Origin of the sequence: Nocardioides sp. Root682 (assembly GCF_001427795.1) — a bacterium.
Lineage (GTDB): Bacteria > Actinomycetota > Actinomycetes > Propionibacteriales > Nocardioidaceae > Nocardioides.
The window spans coordinates 325,931-340,959 of the sequence record NZ_LMHJ01000003.1 but is presented as its reverse complement, the minus strand read 5'-3'; the positions used below and the strand labels follow the sequence as shown (position 1 = coordinate 340,959).

Here is a 15,029-nt window from a genome sequence, read left to right as displayed (position 1 = left end):
CGTCACTTGAAGGTCGTTGTTACCGAACCGAGTACGTCAAAGTCGGCCCGAACGGTCTCGCCGGCCGCAACGTCGTATGCCCGCGTGCATGAGCCCGGAAGAATCACGTGGCCCTTCTCAAGCCGCACGCCGAACGAGTGGACCTTGTTGGCAAGCCATGCCACGGCGGCGGCGGGGTTCCCAAGGACGGCACCTGAGGCTCCTGTGGCGATGATGTCGCCGTCCTTGCGAAGGACGGCGCCTACCGTGCGCAGGTCGACGGACGAAGGATCGGTACGAGCGCTGCCCAGTACGACGAGGCCAGATGAGGCGTTGTCCGCAATGGTGTCGACGAGGCCGATGTCCCAGTTCTGGATTCGGGAGTCGATGATTTCTAGTGCCGGAACGATGTAGTCGGTGCAGCGCAGGACGTCCGCGATCGTGCATCCGATGCCCGGCAGGGTCTCTTGCAGGACGAATGCAATTTCGACCTCGACGCGAGGCGCGCACAGCTTTGACGCCTGGATCGGGACGTGCTCTGGCACGAACATGTCGGACAGCAGGTGTCCGTAGTCGGGCTCGTCGACTCCCATCATGATCTGCATTGCGCGTGAGGAGAGGCCGATCTTGTGGCCGCGTACGACAGTGCCGGCTTCTTCGCGTGCCCGAATGTTGAGCAGTTGAACTTCGTACGAGTCGACAACGGTCATGCAGGGATATCGATCACTGAGCCGTCCGATGGGCGCGCAATCGACCTCGGCCGACCGAAGATCGCTAGCCAGTTCGGCCAGTTCGGCCGCATTGAGGGTCGGTTCGATGACCTCTATCTGGTCATCGGTCGACGGGTTGTAAGCCATGAGCGATATGATATCGTAAGCCTCCAAGATCCGCTAGCGGACCTGCACGTAACCCGCCAACGTCAAGGACCAACCATGAGCAGCGATACGACGGACACCACCACCGCAACCGCTACCGGCCTGCTCGCCGCGCTCGGAAACGGCGACTTCGCGGCAGCCGAGTCATTCCTGACGCCGACGGCAACCTGGTGGCTGTTGAGCAAGCGTGGTGCCATTCCCGCACGTGCTTGGCTTGCTGCAATGCACGAGCTGTTCCCGGCCGGGCTCAGGTTCGACATCGATTCGGTGACCGCCCAGGACGACCGTGTGTCCATCCAGGCGAACGGCACCGGCACCACAACCCATGGTCGCGAGTTTCAGAACGCCTATCACTTCCTGCTCCGCATCGAGAGCGGCAAGGTTGCGGCAGGTTGGGAGTACGGCGACACGCTGTACGCAGACAAGGCGCTGCGCGCATGAACACCGACATCGCTACCCCCGACACGGCTCGGCTGGCCTACTTGGTCCCCTCCGACGGTGAGGACATCTATGTCGAGTCAACTGGCTCGGGCGAAGCTGTCGTCTTCTGCCACGGTCTCGGAGGGAACCATGCGGTCTGGTGGCAGCAGACGGACGACTTCGCTGAACGCTTCCGGGTAATCACGTGGGATCAGCGCGGCTTCGGCAACTCCACTGCCCGCAAGGAATCGGTCGGCATCGAAACCGCAGCCAGCGACTTAGCCGCCGTACTTGCAGCACTTGAGGTCGAGCGAGCCCACATCATCGGGCAGTCAATGGGTGCGTTTGTCGCCATGGAGTTCGCACTGCAGCATCCGACGGCTGTCAGCTCGCTCACGTTGTCGACAACCCTCGCAGGCGCAGACCCCAGCCACACTCAGTCGTTGAAGGGTGCAGTCCCGCCGTTCAGCGTCCGCGATCGACACCCGGTCCTTTCCGAGCAGTTCTGCGACCGGCATCCCAGTCTCGCGATCCTCTACAACCAGATCTCAAGCTTCGGAAGCAAGCCGCCCACGATGCAGATGCTCGACGCCATGGCCGCATCGAGCTTTTCGGCCGAGCAATTGGGTCAGATCCAGGTTCCGACATTCGTCGTCGCCGCACATGGCGACCGTCTGTGCCCGCCCACCGTCATGAGCACCACGGCCAACCTGATTCCGCACGCCGAGTTCCAAGTACTCCAAGGCGAACACTCTGTCTACTTCGAGGATCCCAAGACCTGGAACACCGCGGTTATCAACTTCATCTCATCGCACTCCGACCACATCGTCCGCTGAAGGAGATTCGAATGTCAGTCGAAAGCACCGCCACCCCGGAGTCGACACCCGTGGTCGAGGCATCGACAACCGCTGCCCAGAGCACCGGAAGTCGAGCATCACGCCCCAAGGCAGCTACACGTCCCGCTGGAGGGCTGGGCTTGCGTGACGCCATGCCCGAGTTGGGAATGACCGAGTACTGGTACCCGGCCATCGCTGATCGCAAGGTCCCGCGCCGCAAGGGTGTACGTCGCACGCTCCTCGGCCAAGAGGTTGTCTTCTTCCGCGGCAAGGAGGGCCAGGTTGTCGCACTTTCCAACTGGTGCCCCCACCGCAACGCCTCCCTCGCGCAGGGAAAGTGCCACTTCGCCGGCACCATCACTTGCCCGTACCACGGTCTGACTTTCGACGAGACCGGCGAGGCGAAAGCATTCCTCGGCGAGGGGGCACGCTCGCGCTACATCGGCCGGCGCGGGGCCGATGCACGATCCTTCCCCACGCAGACCCACAAGGGATTGGTCTTCATCTGGATGGGCGAAGGCAAGCCGTCTCCAATCGCTGAGGACGTACCGCCGGAGTTTTTCGACCCCAAGTCACTGGTCCTCTTCTCTCAGCAGCGGTGGAAGGCCAACTGGCGGCCCGCACTGGAAAACCTCCAGGACTCGCACGCCTTCTATGTTCATCGGAACTCACTTGAGGTCCTCAGCCAGGACGAGCACGGCCTCAACCTGCTGCTCCACATGGGCCCCGAGCGTCCGCCCACGAAGATCGTCAATGGCCGTGCTCTGGTCTTCGAGAACACTCGCTTCTTTGACTTCCAGGACTCACAACAGAAGCGCAAGACGAACATCGAGCGCGCCGAGTTCCAGGAGACCTACCCCGGGCTGGGCGGCGCCAAGTTCCCTCGGACGAAGGTCCGTTTGCACCTCTCGCACGTGATGGGCTTCTTGCGCCGCCACTTGCGCCAGGAGCGCGACTGGATGGTCAAGGACGAGGAGTGGTCACTGGGAGTCCACCTTCCGACGACTTTCCGGTTCGACTATCAGACTCACGTCTACTCTCGCGCCGTAACGCCGAAGAACGCAGACGAGAGCTGGATCTTCTACTACAACACCTCCTACCCCGCGACGCCCCTGCGTCGGTTGCGCCACCGCTTGAACTACGTCCTGTACTACGACTGGAAGCAGCACCGGAACTTCTCGGGTCAGGACAAGCGAATCGTTGAAGAGATCAGCTACAAGGAGCCGCAGGAGAAGTTCTCGTCCTCAGACGCGTTCCCTCTTGCCTATCGGTTGCTCGTCACCGAGCACTCCCGCAAGCCCGACGCGGACTGAGCCGAGTCCTCCGCCGTCGACATCGATGGCACCTACCGTCCAACACTCCACGCCACATCAAGGAATGCTCTCGTGACCGCCCAATCGAACCCCACTTCCACCCTGGAGCCTGACGCCGCCGTGGCGCAGAACCTTGTCGTGGACGCAGTCAGCCGCGCGACCGATGACGTCGTGCTGGTGCATCTCGTGCATCCAGACGGGGATCCCCTCCCGCGCTGGAGCCCCGGAGCGCATCTTGAGCTCGAACTTCCCTCGGGTCTGCTTCGTCAATACTCACTGTGCGGCGACATCGGGGCTGACGACGAGTACACCGTGGCAGTCCTTCGAGTTCCGGACGGTCGGGGCGGCTCTGTCGAAGTTCATGACAGCGGCCTTGTCGGTCAGCAGATTGCCGTGCGTGGCCCCATCAACAGGTTCAAGTTGATTGCCGCCGACCACTACGTTCTGCTGGCTGGAGGTATCGGCATTACCCCGATCTCTGCAATGGCCCGCGATCTTGCGGCAGCAGGAAGTTCGTGGGAACTGATCTACGGCGGGCGATCGCGCAGCGCGATGGCATTCGCTGACGATCTGCTTGCGCTCGATTCTGGCCGCGTATCGCTAGTCCCACAGGACACTGCGGGTCTGCCTGACCTGGTGAAGATTCTGTCCGCTGCCCCAAAGGGCACCGCCGTCTACTGCTGCGGCCCTCAGCCGATGATCGAGGCTGTCGAGCAGGTGTGTTCCGATCTCGGCATAGATCTCCACTTGGAGAGGTTCTCGGCGTCGGGCAAGCAGCCTGAGGCACCCGAAGCGGGTGAGCGCCCGTTCGAGATCGAGTTGGGGCGTCGCGGTCTTGTGCTTGAGGTCGGTCCAGATGACAACGCCCTCGATGTGGTCCGCGAAGTTGTGTTGAACCACCCCTACTCGTGCCACGAGGGAACCTGCGGGTCGTGTGAAGTGTCGGTTCTCTCCGGTCAGATCGACCATCGAGACGAGGTGCTCAGCGACGAAGAGCGCGAGGCCAACGACACGATGATGCTCTGCGTCAGCCGCGCCCTTTCCGACCGCCTGGTCATCGATCTGTGACTGCCATGACCATCGAGAAGCAGGTCAAGCAGTTGGACCGGGTGATCATCCGGTTTGCCGGGGACTCCGGTGACGGCATGCAGTTGACCGGTGACCGTTTCACCCAGGAGTCGGCCGTCTTCGGCAACGACCTGGTCACCCTGCCGAGCTTCCCCGCCGAGATCCGGGCCCCTCAGGGCACCATCCCGGGTGTCTCGTCGTTCCAGATCCACTTCGCCGATCACGACATCCGCACTGCCGGTGACCGTCCCGACGTGCTGGTGGCGATGAACCCGGCGGCACTGAAGGCGAACCTGGGCGACCTGCCCAAGGGCGCGGCGATCATCGTGGACTCCGCTGACTTCACCAAGCGCAACCTCGACAAGGCCGGGTACGACGCCAACCCGCTCGACCAGCTGGGCGAGGTGAACGACCCGCTGGGCGACTTCCAGGTCCACGCGGTCGACCTGACCGGGATCACGGTCGAGGCGGTCAAGGAGTTCGGGCTGTCCCGCAAGGACGCCTCGCGCGCGAAGAACATGTTCGCGCTGGGTCTGTTGTCGTGGATGTACGGCCGTCCGACCGAGCCGACCGTGAAGTTCCTGGAGAAGAAGTTCTCCAAGGTCCCCGACATCCTCGGCGCCAACCTGGCCGCCTTCAAGGCCGGCTGGAACTTCGGTGAGACGACCGAGACCTTCGTCGTCCAGTACGAGATCAAGCCCGCGAAGATGAAGTCCGGCACCTACCGGAACATCACCGGCAACCTGGCGCTGTCCTACGGTCTGGTCGCCGCAGGCGTCCGCTCGGGCCTGCCCGTGTTCCTGGGTTCCTACCCGATCACCCCGGCGACCGACATCCTCCACGAGCTGAGCAAGCACAAGTCCTTCGGCGTGACCACGTTGCAGGCCGAGGACGAGATCGCCGGCGTGGGTGCCGCGATCGGGGCCTCGTTCGCCGGCTCCCTGGGAGTCACCACCACCTCGGGCCCCGGCATCGCGCTCAAGGGCGAGGCGATCGGCCTGGCCGTGATGACCGAGCTCCCGCTGCTGGTCATCAACGTCCAGCGCGGTGGCCCCTCCACCGGTCTGCCGACCAAGACCGAGCAGTCCGACCTGCTGCAGGCCATGTACGGCCGCAACGGCGAGGCGCCGGTCCCGATCGTCGCGCCGCAGTCACCCGGTGACTGCTTCGGTGCCGCCGTCGAGGCAGCCCGGATCGCGGTCACCTACCGCACCCCGGTGATGTTGCTGTCCGACGGCTACCTCGCCAACGGCTCCGAGCCCTGGCAGATCCCCTCGATCGACGAGCTGCCGGTCATCGACCCGAACTTCGCGACCACGCCCAACCACGTCTCCAAGAAGAGCGCGGACGGCGAGCCGGACGAGTTCTGGCCCTACCTGCGCGACGAGCAGACGTACGCACGTCCGTGGGCGATCCCCGGCACTGCCGGCCTCGAGCACCGCATCGGCGGGCTCGAGAAGGGCGAGGGCCACGGCAACATCTCCTACGACTCGGTCAACCACGACCGGATGGTGCGGATCCGCGCGGAGAAGATCAAGCGGATCGCCAACTCCCTCCCGCCGCTGGAGATCGACGACCCGTCCGGCGAGGCAAAGGTCCTGGTCATCGGTTGGGGATCGACGTACGGCCCGATCGGCGCTGCCTGCCGTCGCGTCCGTCGCGCCGGCTACAACGTCGCGCAGGTCCACCTGCGCCACCTCAACCCGTTCCCGAACGACCTGGGCGCCATCCTCAAGAAGTACGACAAGGTGCTGGTCCCCGAGATGAACCTCGGCCAGCTCTCGAAGATGCTGCGCGCGGAGTACCTCGTCGACGCCATCGGTTACAACCACGTCTACGGCCTGCCGCTCAAGGCCGCCGAACTGGCCGAAGCCGTCGGCGCGCTCGTCGGCGAAGCCGAGGGCAAGGACGTCGACCTCGGCGAACACGGACTCAACATGCTTTCCGCACCGGATGGAGCGAGCTGATGACCTACGTGATCGCTGAGCCCTGCATCGACCTCAAGGACCGTGCATGCGTAGACGAATGCCCAGTCGATTGCATCTACGAGGGCAAGCGGATGCTCTACATCCACCCAGACGAGTGCGTCGACTGCGGCGCATGCGAGCCGGTCTGCCCAGTCGAAGCGATCTTCTACGAGGACGACCTCAGCGACGAGACTCAGGCCTATATTGCGATCAACGCCGACTTCTTCGCTCACGTCGGCTCTCCGGGCGGAGCGGCCAATGCGAATGTGAGCGACCACGACCACCCCTTCGTGGCCGAACACCCCCACCGATCGAGCCGCGAGGTCCGAGTATGAGCACCATCGATCTGCCGCTTCCCGGCGCCCGCACCGGCACCGAACTGATTCCCGCCGTCGACGAGGGCGTGACCCAGACCGGCAAGGACTTCACCTCCGACCAGGAGGTCCGCTGGTGCCCCGGTTGCGGTGACTACGCCGTCCTCAAGGCCGTCCAAGGCTTCCTGCCCGACCTCGGCCTGCGCCGCGAGAACATCGTGTTCGTCTCCGGCATCGGCTGCAGCTCGCGGTTCCCGTACTACCTCGACACCTACGGCATGCACTCGATCCACGGCCGCGCGCCGTCGATCGCGACCGGCATCGCCACCGCCCGCGAAGACCTGTCCGTCTGGGTCGTCACCGGCGACGGTGACGCACTCTCGATCGGTGGCAACCACCTGATCCACGCCCTGCGCCGCAACGTGAACATGACGATCCTGCTGTTCAACAACCGGATCTACGGCCTCACCAAGGGCCAGTACTCCCCCACCAGCGAGGTCGGGAAGGTCACCAAGTCCACGCCCGTCGGCTCGCTGGACCACCCGTTCAACCCGGTGTCCCTTGCCCTGGGCGCCGAAGCCTCCTTCGTCGCACGGACCATCGACTCGGACCGCAAGCACCTCACGGCCGTGCTTTCCGCTGCTGCCGCCCACCGCGGCACGTCGTTCGTCGAGATCTATCAGAACTGCCCGATCTTCAATGACGGCGCCTTCGACGCCATCAAGGGCATGGGCGACCACAAGGGCGAGAAGGACTACGCGATCATCCCGCTGAACCACGGCGAGCCGATCACCTTCGGTGTCCGCGACGAAGCCGGCCCGCTCAATGGATTGGGCGACAAGGCCCTGGTCCGTTCGGCCTCGGGCAACATCGAGGTCGTCGACACCGCCGACATCTCCACCGAGGCGATCCTGGTCCACGACGCCCACGACCCGGACCCGTCGACCGCGTTCGCGATCTCGCGTCTCACGGCTGCGGACTACCTCAACCGCAGCCCGATCGGCATCTTCCGCCAGGTCGAGCGGCCGACGTACGACGACCAGGCCCGCGCCCAGGTCAGCGACGCCGCCGCCAAGGTCAGCGGCAGCGCCGAGGACCGGCTCACCGCGCTGATCAACGCCGGCGACACCTGGACCATCGACTGACCCGAGGTCCGTAACCCGACGAGGCGTCCCGTCCTACAGGAAGGGGCGTTTCGTCGCAGTTCCACGGCTTTGAAGACCTTCACGACGCTCGTTCCGATATGATATCGTCGATGGAATAGCTGCACGGCCCTCCATCGCGTGAACCGCATTAACCGCCAGTCGTCGAAGGCACGAGGAGCAACTGAAATCATGTCGACCGAACTTCGCGTCGCCGTCGTCGGCGCGGGCCCTTCGGGGATCTATTGCGCTGAGGCCCTGACCACGCAATCTGTGGTGCCTGCGCGAGTCGACGTTTTTGACCGGCTTCCCTCGCCGTACGGACTGGTCCGCTACGGCGTTGCCCCCGACCACCTCAAAATGAAGTCGGTTGTCGGCGCGCTGGCCAAAGTGATGGGGCGCGAGCGAGTTCGTTTCATCGGGAACGTCGACATTGGTGTGGATGTCCCCGTTGACGTTCTGGCCGAGCACTATCACGCCATCGTCTGGTGCTACGGGGCCTCGACCGATCGCCCCCTGGGCATCGATGGAGAGGAACTCCCGGGAAGCACGTCGGCTGCGCGGTTCGTCAACTGGTACTGCGGGCACCCCGATCGAGACTTGCAGGGCGATCTGCTCGCGGCCACGTCCGTCGCAGTCATTGGCAATGGGAACGTCGCCGTCGATATTGGGCGCATTCTGGCCAAGGACTCGGGCGACCTACTCGTGACTGACATGCACGACGAGGTTCTGGGCGCGTTGGCCGGGAGCCAGATCACGGACATCAGCTTGATCGGCCGCGGCGATCCACTTCGGGCAAAGTGGACGACCAAGGAACTCCGCGAACTCGGCGAACTGGCCGACGTCGACGTCATCGTGAACGCTGACGATCTAGTACTGGACGCACGGTCCGAGGAGCTGTACGCCGAACGCAAGGACTTGGCACGCAACCTTGACATCCTTCGTGGCTGGTCGCAGCTTCCGCCCCGCGGCGCGCGTCGCCGTCTTCATCTTCGATTCTTCCAACGTCCGGCTGCGGTCGTGGGCACGGACCACGTGTCCGCGTTGCGCCTCGAACGCACAAAGCTCGAGCAGGACGGACGAGTCGTCGGGACGGGGTTCCAAGAAGACCTCCCGGTCGAGATGATCGTTAGGGCCGCTGGCTACCGCGGCCGCCCGTTGGGCAACCTTCCGTTCGATGAATCATCCGGCACGATGCCCAACGACGCGGGCCGGGTCAGGCGCGGCGGCGACCAGGGAGTTGGCCACTACGCGGCAGGCTGGATCAAGCGCGGCCCGTCGGGTGTGATCGGAACCAACCGTGTCGATGCCGCCGAGACCGTGGCGTCCATCGTTTCCGACGCCGACCGTCTGCTGAGTCGCGACTTACCCAACTCGGGCGAGTTCGAGGCCCTCATGTCAGAACACGGCGCGACGCCCGTCACGTGGGACGACTGGCTGGCCATCGACGCCGCCGAGGTGGCACTTGGCGCTGCCGTGGACAGGGCGCGCATCAAGATTGCGGACCGCTCGGACCTTCTCGCCGTCGCACGGACAAGGTGACCCGCCTTGACCTTCGATCTCACCGACCCTTCCATCGCAACGAAGCCTGTAGGAGGCCCCTGATGTCTGACGCAACTTGCACTATCAACGGAGAATCCGTCGGCGGTCGGGAACGAGCACAGGTTCACAATCCAGCCAACCATCGGGAAGTTGTCGGTACCTATCCAGTCCTGACAGAGGCAGACGTCGACGCCGCTGTTCGTGCAGCCCGACACGCGCTGCCTGCGTGGTCCGCTAGGACTGCGGTCGAGCGGGCAGCGATTCTTGCAGATGCCGTAGCCGCCACCACAGGTCTCGACCTAGCAACTCTCTTGGTCCGCGAGCAGGGCAAGACCTTCATGGAGGGTTCTATCGAGGCCGGTGCCTTCACAGGACTTGCGGAGTTCTTCGGAGCACTCGCGCCGACCCTAGACGTGCCCGAGTCTCTGTGGAGCGACGAGAACGGCACGATCCGCCTGTTCCGCAAGCCTGTCGGCGTGGTCGGAGCGACCATCGCCTGGAACGCACCCATCTGGCTTGCCGCTGGCAAGTTCGTCCCGGCGTTGGTCGCCGGCAACTGCGTCGTACTAAAGCCCTCCCCGGTCGCGCCGCTTGCTGTTCTTGAGCTCATCAGCGCTTTGGGCAAGGTCCTTCCGGCGGGCGTGTTGAACTCTGTCAGCGGCGAGGACCTGACAGTCGGTTCAGCCCTGTTCAACCACCCCGGGGTCAACATGACATCGTTCACGGGCGGAATCGGTGGAGGTCGCGCGGCCGCCGTTGCCGGAGCCACTTCCTTCACGCGAATGCTGCTGGAGTTGGGCGGTAATGATGCAGCGATCGTCCTCGATGACCAGGAGATCAACGCTGACCTGTGCACCGGACTGGTAACGGCGTCGTACTCGATGGCTGGCCAGGTTTGCATCAACGTCAAGCGCGTCTACGCACCCACGGAACGCGTCGGTGAACTGGCCGCCGGCATCGGCGCCGTTCTGGACCACTTTGTCATCGGCGACGGGCTCCAGGCAGGGACGACCATGGGCCCTCTCACCACAGACACCCAGTTCAAGCGGGTCAACGGCCTGATCGAGGCAGCTCGCTCCTCGGGCGGACAAGTCACACAACACGGCACCGTTACTGGCGACGAAACGCAGGGCTTCTTCGTGCGCCCTGCAGTCGTCACTGGCCTCGACGAGGGCCATGCACTGGTTGCGGACGAGCAGTTCGGCCCGGTACTTCCGATTCAGGGCTACGGGTCAGTCGAACAGGCAATCGCCATGGCCAACGGCACGGATTACGGCCTCACGGCATCAGTGTGGTCGCCGAATCTGGACCGCGCCGAGTCCGTCGCCCGCCAGCTCGATGCAGGCGGCTCTTTCATCAACGTCCACGGCATGTTCGGCGTCCACCCGATCACACCCTACGGCGGCATCAAGCAGAGCGGGATCGGTCGGGAGTACGGGGCCATCGGCCTCAACGCCTACACCGAACCGCAGGTCATCAGCAACTGGCGCGCCCCGATGCCGGGCTGATCCCAGCCCACCACCGAACTCGACCCGGTCACCACCTAGGACAAGTGAGCACATCATGAAGGCAGCAGTCGTTCGCGAACCCGGAACCATCACCGTCGAAGACATCGACATCCCCACTCCCGGTCCGAGGCAGGTACGCGTTCGCCTCGTCGCGACTGGAGTCTGTCACTCCGACGTGACGGGCCTGTCCGGACTGGTACCCGTACCGACACCAGTCGTTCTCGGCCACGAAGGCGCCGGGATCGTTGACGCCGTCGGGTCAGCCGTCACCAGCCTGTCCCCGGGAGACCATGTCGTTCTCTCCATCACTGACGGTTGCGGACGGTGCTATCAGTGCCAGAACGGTGCATTTGGCCTATGCGAGATCAGTGCACCCCGGCAGCTCGCAGGCACCTTGGGTGATGGGACGACGCCGTTGAGCAAGGGCTCCGAGACGATCCACAACTACCTTCTGCAGTCCTCCTTCGCCGAATACGCCGTTGTGCCGGAGCAGTGCGCTGTGAAGATCCGCGAGGACGCACCACTCGAGGTCGCAGCGCTCCTGGCATGTGGCGTCACCACCGGCTACGGAGCGGTGGTCCGCAAAGCTCGCGTTGCTCCCTTTGCCTCAGTACTCATCATCGGCCTTGGGGGTGTTGGACTCGCCTCCGTCATGGCGGCACGTCTGAGCGGCGCAACCACGATCATCGGCGTCGACCGCAGCAAGGAAGCCTGCGACCTCGCGATGGAACTCGGCCTGACACACACGATCGTTGCCGACGAGTCGACTGACATTCTCGGCGAGGTCATGGCACTCACGGGCCGGGGCGTTGACCACGCATTCGATGTTGTCGGCATTTCAGACACCATGAACCTCGCCATCGCAGCCACGCGGGCTGGCGGCGAGGCTGTACTGATCGGCCTGGGTGACGTCATGGCCGTTGCTACGGTCCCCCTCTTCTTGCTGCTATCTGAGAAGCGCATCACCGGAACGACCAACGGGTCGATCCGCCCCCATGTCGACATCCCAGCCATCCTTGATCTCTTCATGGAGGGCCGGTTCCCGGTCGACAAACTCATCACCCGCCGATACGCCCTCGGCGACATCGCCACAGCCCTGGCCGAGGTCGGCTCGGGTCCGGGGCGCGGCGTGATCACGTTCGACGAGTAGAGACGAGAGACCGATGAACGAGTTCGACTCCACTGCGGACGCTGAGCGCGTCCTGGGCGGCTTCATGCGTCTCGTCGCTGAGCATCCGGCCATCAGGCCAAAACTCGTGAACGCCGCGACTTCGTTCCGTGTGACCTATACCGACCCGACATGCGTAGTAACGATGAACGGTCGACAGGACCCGCCTGTTGTAACTGTCGGCGACGCGGCCATCATCCAGGATGTCGACGTCGAACTCAGCATGTCTACACGCGATGGGCACGTGTTCTGGCTGGGTGACCTCAACGTTCCAATGGCCTTGGCCAAGAAGAAGGTCCGGGTCAACGGTCCCGTGACGAAGTTGCTGAAGTTGCTGCCGGCACTCCAACCGGCCTTTGGCATGTATGCCGGCTACCTGTACGAACTGCACGCGTCGCAGGAGTCGATTCCGACCGCCGGCCAGCCCAACGGGCTCGGCCAGCCAGACTCCCAGGAGGGATGAGCAATGCCTTACGTCGTCGCTGAACCATGCATCGACGTCTTGGACCGGAGCTGCATTGAGCAATGCCCCGTGGACTGCATCTACGAAGGCGCACGGTCCATGTACATCAATCCCGACGAGTGCGTCGACTGTGGGGCCTGCGAGCCCGCGTGTCCCGTTGGAGCAATCCACTACGCAGATGACCTACCTGAGGAACACGCTGAGGCACTGACGAGCAATGCCAACTTCTTCACGTTGCCTCTCGTGGGAGGCACCCCGCTAGGCAACCCGGGTGGTGCCCTGGACGTCGGCGTCATTGCTGCCGACACTCCATACGTCGCGGCCTTCCCGCCCCGCGCACCCGCAGAGAACTGACCGGTTGGGCTCCGCGGCCCGACACCGCATCACACGCAATCGATATTCAAAGAATCTGGGTGGAATTCCGTGACGACCTCCGATGCCCCTGCCGACCTGTACTACGAGCCCTGGGACCCCGCCTGCCGCGAGGGTCTCTTCGACACCTATCAGCGACTGATCCGTGACGCACCGGTCTATCAGGCGCCGTCCGGCACTTGGGTGATCTCAAGCTTCGCGGGCGTCGAGTACGTCCTGTCGCATCCTGAATTGTTCTCCAACCGTCCCAATCAGGACGAAACGATCGGCTTCCCGCCAAAGATCGACCTCAACGACGCCGAAAGCGTCGAGTCCCTTGGAGCGCTGGCGGAGCTCGCGGAGGACTTGCCGCTGGACTTCGACGAGATCCTCTTGGCTCGAGTCATCGTCGGCGCGGATCCGCCACAGCACACTCGCCAGCGCAAGATCGTGAACCGTGGGCTCACAGCTCGCCGCATTGCCGCCTTCAAGGGACGCATTGACGAGATCGTGACCGAGTGCCTCGATGGCATCGAGGACCGCGACCACTTTGAACTGGTTAGCGAGCTCGCGGTTCCGGTGCCTGTGGGCGTGATTGCCGATCTGCTGTCCATCACCCCAGACCGGCACGGTGATGTTCGTCGGTGGTCCGACATGCTGGCCAACCTGCCCCAGAGCGAGAACCGGGGAAGCCCCGAGACGATGGCGCAGCTGTTCGGCATGCTCAAGGAGTTCGCCGAGTACTTCGTTCCTCTGATCGAGGACCGGAGAATCAATCCACAGGATGACATGATCAGTGACTTGGTCAAGGCCGTTGAAGTCGACACGATGACCGTCACTGAGACCGTGCTGTTCCTCCTGGTCGTGATGGCTGCTGGCAATGAGACCACAACAAACCTCCTCGGCAACACGGTGGTTGAACTCCTCCGCCACCCCGACCAGCTCGCGCTCCTGCAGGAGAACCCGGACCTGGTCGCCAGCGCGCTCGAGGAAGGCGTCCGACTTCAGTCGCCGTTCCAGTTCCTGTTCCGCGAGACCCTGGAAGAGGTCGAGGTTGAGGGAACGGTCATCCCCAAGGACGCCATGATCGCAATCATGATCGGTGCCGCAAACCGGGACCCCAAGGTGTTCGAGAATCCGGAGATGTTCGACATCACTCGAACGACTGCGCATCTCGGCTTTGGCAAGGGCATCCACTTCTGCCTCGGCGCTCCCCTTGCGCGGCTTGAGGCGCATCGGTCGCTTAGCGCGCTCTTGCCTCACCTCCAGCGGTTCAAGTTGGACGAGACGGAGCCGTTGGAACTCAGCGAGAGTCTGCTTATTCGCGGCTACAAGAAGATCTCACTGACCGCTGTGTAGTGCGAGTGTGGTCGAGAGCCGCACATGCAACTGAAGGACGTCGGAGTGAACCGTGGGGGCCACCACACCGACGTCCTTCAGTTGTTTTGTCCGGAACGGCGTGAGAGCGCGGATCGTTCGACTGGAACTCGTCGACGATCTTGTCTGCAACAACCTCTCCTGCTCGCAGGGCCCGGCCCTGTCTCCCGCGCAATGTCGCTTGGGGCCGGTGGCTCAGCCAGGGTTTGAGAGCGCTTCAACGATTGCCGCCGTGTCGAAGTAGTAGGGGCGGATCTGGGTTATCAAGCCTTGCTCGACAACGAAGGTCTCTACGACGGGCATGCTGATCGGGTTTGCCGAGTCGTCAAACCCGAACGGAACCTCGAGGAACGCAGCCGCGCGGGACCCACTGATCAGAACTTCGGAGCGGACTACTAATTCGAGGGGGATGCCGTCGAACAGCATGGCGAGAAGGATCAGGACGTTGTCACGACCTTCGTGAGCTCCGCCGTACGGCAACGAGGATGCTTCGTGCACGATCACATTCGGGTGCAGGATGGCCGCGATTGCGACCAAGTCCTTTGAGAGGGCCGCGTTGTAGAACTGGTTCACAACGCATTCGGTGGTGGCTTCTGATGGCATGGCACGAACCTGCTTCCTCGGATGGCGAGACTGAACGGCGAACGGGGTTAGAAGACAAGGTGCACAGGCACTCGACTTCACGTGTAGACCGTTGGGCGACACT

At 63.6% G+C, this 15,029-nt stretch carries 15 protein-coding genes; 13 read left to right on the top strand and 2 right to left on the bottom strand.

Annotated elements, in window-relative coordinates; genetic code table 11:
* Positions 1-2 precede the first annotated feature (2 nt).
* Positions 3-836, bottom strand: a complete 834-nt coding sequence (locus tag ASD84_RS16860; protein WP_056714765.1) for a 2-keto-4-pentenoate hydratase — start codon at positions 834-836, stop codon at positions 3-5.
* 75 nt (positions 837-911) lie between these two features.
* Here ASD84_RS16860 and ASD84_RS16855 point away from each other — a divergent pair, with 75 nt between their 5' ends.
* The 13 genes from ASD84_RS16855 to ASD84_RS16800 all read left to right on the top strand — a co-directional run bounded on the left by ASD84_RS16855 (position 912) and on the right by ASD84_RS16800 (position 14,305).
* Positions 912-1,295, top strand: a complete 384-nt coding sequence (locus ASD84_RS16855; RefSeq protein WP_056712959.1) for a nuclear transport factor 2 family protein — start codon at positions 912-914, stop codon at positions 1,293-1,295.
* Positions 1,292-2,110 carry an alpha/beta fold hydrolase gene (locus ASD84_RS16850; protein WP_056712954.1) on the top strand — a complete coding sequence of 273 codons (819 nt, stop codon included), beginning with the start codon at positions 1,292-1,294 and terminating at the stop codon, positions 2,108-2,110. The genes ASD84_RS16855 and ASD84_RS16850 overlap by 4 nt, the downstream gene beginning before the upstream one ends.
* Positions 2,111-2,262: 152 nt before the next feature.
* Positions 2,263-3,423, top strand: coding sequence for an aromatic ring-hydroxylating oxygenase subunit alpha (locus ASD84_RS16845; protein WP_162251552.1), 1,161 nt, complete (start codon positions 2,263-2,265; stop codon positions 3,421-3,423).
* Between the two features lie 72 nt (positions 3,424-3,495).
* Entirely contained in the window at positions 3,496-4,491 is a 996-nt protein-coding gene (locus ASD84_RS16840; RefSeq protein ID WP_082573712.1) for a PDR/VanB family oxidoreductase, read from the top strand.
* Positions 4,492-4,496: 5 nt separating this feature from the next.
* Positions 4,497-6,458, top strand: coding sequence for a 2-oxoacid:acceptor oxidoreductase subunit alpha (locus tag ASD84_RS16835; protein WP_056712950.1), 1,962 nt, complete (start codon positions 4,497-4,499; stop codon positions 6,456-6,458).
* A complete protein-coding gene (gene fdxA / locus ASD84_RS16830) occupies positions 6,458-6,793 on the top strand; it encodes a ferredoxin (protein ID WP_056712948.1) in 336 nt (111 codons plus the stop codon). Before ASD84_RS16835 ends, fdxA (ASD84_RS16830) begins: the two co-directional genes overlap by 1 nt.
* Positions 6,790-7,917, top strand: coding sequence for a 2-oxoacid:ferredoxin oxidoreductase subunit beta (locus ASD84_RS16825; RefSeq protein ID WP_056712946.1), 1,128 nt, complete (start codon positions 6,790-6,792; stop codon positions 7,915-7,917). Before fdxA (ASD84_RS16830) ends, ASD84_RS16825 begins: the two co-directional genes overlap by 4 nt.
* Before the next feature lie 189 nt (positions 7,918-8,106).
* Positions 8,107-9,456, top strand: a complete 1,350-nt coding sequence (locus ASD84_RS16820) for an NAD(P)-binding protein (protein ID WP_056712945.1) — start codon at positions 8,107-8,109, stop codon at positions 9,454-9,456.
* Between the two features lie 62 nt (positions 9,457-9,518).
* Positions 9,519-10,964: an aldehyde dehydrogenase family protein gene (locus ASD84_RS16815; protein WP_082573710.1), complete on the top strand. Its 1,446-nt coding sequence runs from the start codon at positions 9,519-9,521 to the stop codon at positions 10,962-10,964.
* 55 nt (positions 10,965-11,019) lie between these two features.
* Positions 11,020-12,114, top strand: coding sequence for a zinc-binding dehydrogenase (locus tag ASD84_RS16810; protein WP_056712943.1), 1,095 nt, complete (start codon positions 11,020-11,022; stop codon positions 12,112-12,114).
* A 13-nt stretch (positions 12,115-12,127) separates the two neighbouring features.
* Positions 12,128-12,595, top strand: a complete 468-nt coding sequence (locus ASD84_RS16805) for a hypothetical protein (protein WP_200954619.1) — start codon at positions 12,128-12,130, stop codon at positions 12,593-12,595.
* A 3-nt stretch (positions 12,596-12,598) separates the two neighbouring features.
* Positions 12,599-12,949 carry a ferredoxin gene (gene fdxA / locus ASD84_RS24820; RefSeq protein ID WP_082573708.1) on the top strand — a complete coding sequence of 117 codons (351 nt, stop codon included), beginning with the start codon at positions 12,599-12,601 and terminating at the stop codon, positions 12,947-12,949.
* Positions 12,950-13,018: 69 nt separating this feature from the next.
* Entirely contained in the window at positions 13,019-14,305 is a 1,287-nt protein-coding gene (locus ASD84_RS16800; RefSeq protein ID WP_056712942.1) for a cytochrome P450, read from the top strand.
* Positions 14,306-14,518: 213 nt separating this feature from the next.
* Here the strand turns inward: ASD84_RS16800 and ASD84_RS16795 are convergent, their stop codons facing one another.
* On the bottom strand, positions 14,519-14,926 hold the full coding sequence (locus tag ASD84_RS16795; RefSeq protein WP_082573706.1) for a nuclear transport factor 2 family protein: 408 nt from the start codon (positions 14,924-14,926) through the stop codon (positions 14,519-14,521).
* Positions 14,927-15,029: the final 103 nt, after the last annotated feature.

What these genes read in the sequence shown, in the direction of transcription:
- ASD84_RS16860 (WP_056714765.1), bottom strand. Translation starts at nt 836, where the DNA reads ATGGCTTACAACCCGTCGACCGATGACCAGATAGAGGTCATCGAACCG.
- ASD84_RS16855 (WP_056712959.1), top strand. Translation starts at nt 912, where the DNA reads ATGAGCAGCGATACGACGGACACCACCACCGCAACCGCTACCGGCCTG.
- ASD84_RS16850 (WP_056712954.1), top strand. Translation starts at nt 1,292, where the DNA reads ATGAACACCGACATCGCTACCCCCGACACGGCTCGGCTGGCCTACTTG.
- ASD84_RS16845 (WP_162251552.1), top strand. Translation starts at nt 2,263, where the DNA reads ATGCCCGAGTTGGGAATGACCGAGTACTGGTACCCGGCCATCGCTGAT.
- ASD84_RS16835 (WP_056712950.1), top strand. Translation starts at nt 4,497, where the DNA reads ATGACCATCGAGAAGCAGGTCAAGCAGTTGGACCGGGTGATCATCCGG.
- fdxA (WP_056712948.1), top strand. Translation starts at nt 6,458, where the DNA reads ATGACCTACGTGATCGCTGAGCCCTGCATCGACCTCAAGGACCGTGCA.
- ASD84_RS16825 (WP_056712946.1), top strand. Translation starts at nt 6,790, where the DNA reads ATGAGCACCATCGATCTGCCGCTTCCCGGCGCCCGCACCGGCACCGAA.
- ASD84_RS16820 (WP_056712945.1), top strand. Translation starts at nt 8,107, where the DNA reads ATGTCGACCGAACTTCGCGTCGCCGTCGTCGGCGCGGGCCCTTCGGGG.
- ASD84_RS16815 (WP_082573710.1), top strand. Translation starts at nt 9,519, where the DNA reads ATGTCTGACGCAACTTGCACTATCAACGGAGAATCCGTCGGCGGTCGG.
- ASD84_RS16810 (WP_056712943.1), top strand. Translation starts at nt 11,020, where the DNA reads ATGAAGGCAGCAGTCGTTCGCGAACCCGGAACCATCACCGTCGAAGAC.
- ASD84_RS16805 (WP_200954619.1), top strand. Translation starts at nt 12,128, where the DNA reads ATGAACGAGTTCGACTCCACTGCGGACGCTGAGCGCGTCCTGGGCGGC.
- fdxA (WP_082573708.1), top strand. Translation starts at nt 12,599, where the DNA reads ATGCCTTACGTCGTCGCTGAACCATGCATCGACGTCTTGGACCGGAGC.
- ASD84_RS16795 (WP_082573706.1), bottom strand. Translation starts at nt 14,926, where the DNA reads ATGCCATCAGAAGCCACCACCGAATGCGTTGTGAACCAGTTCTACAAC.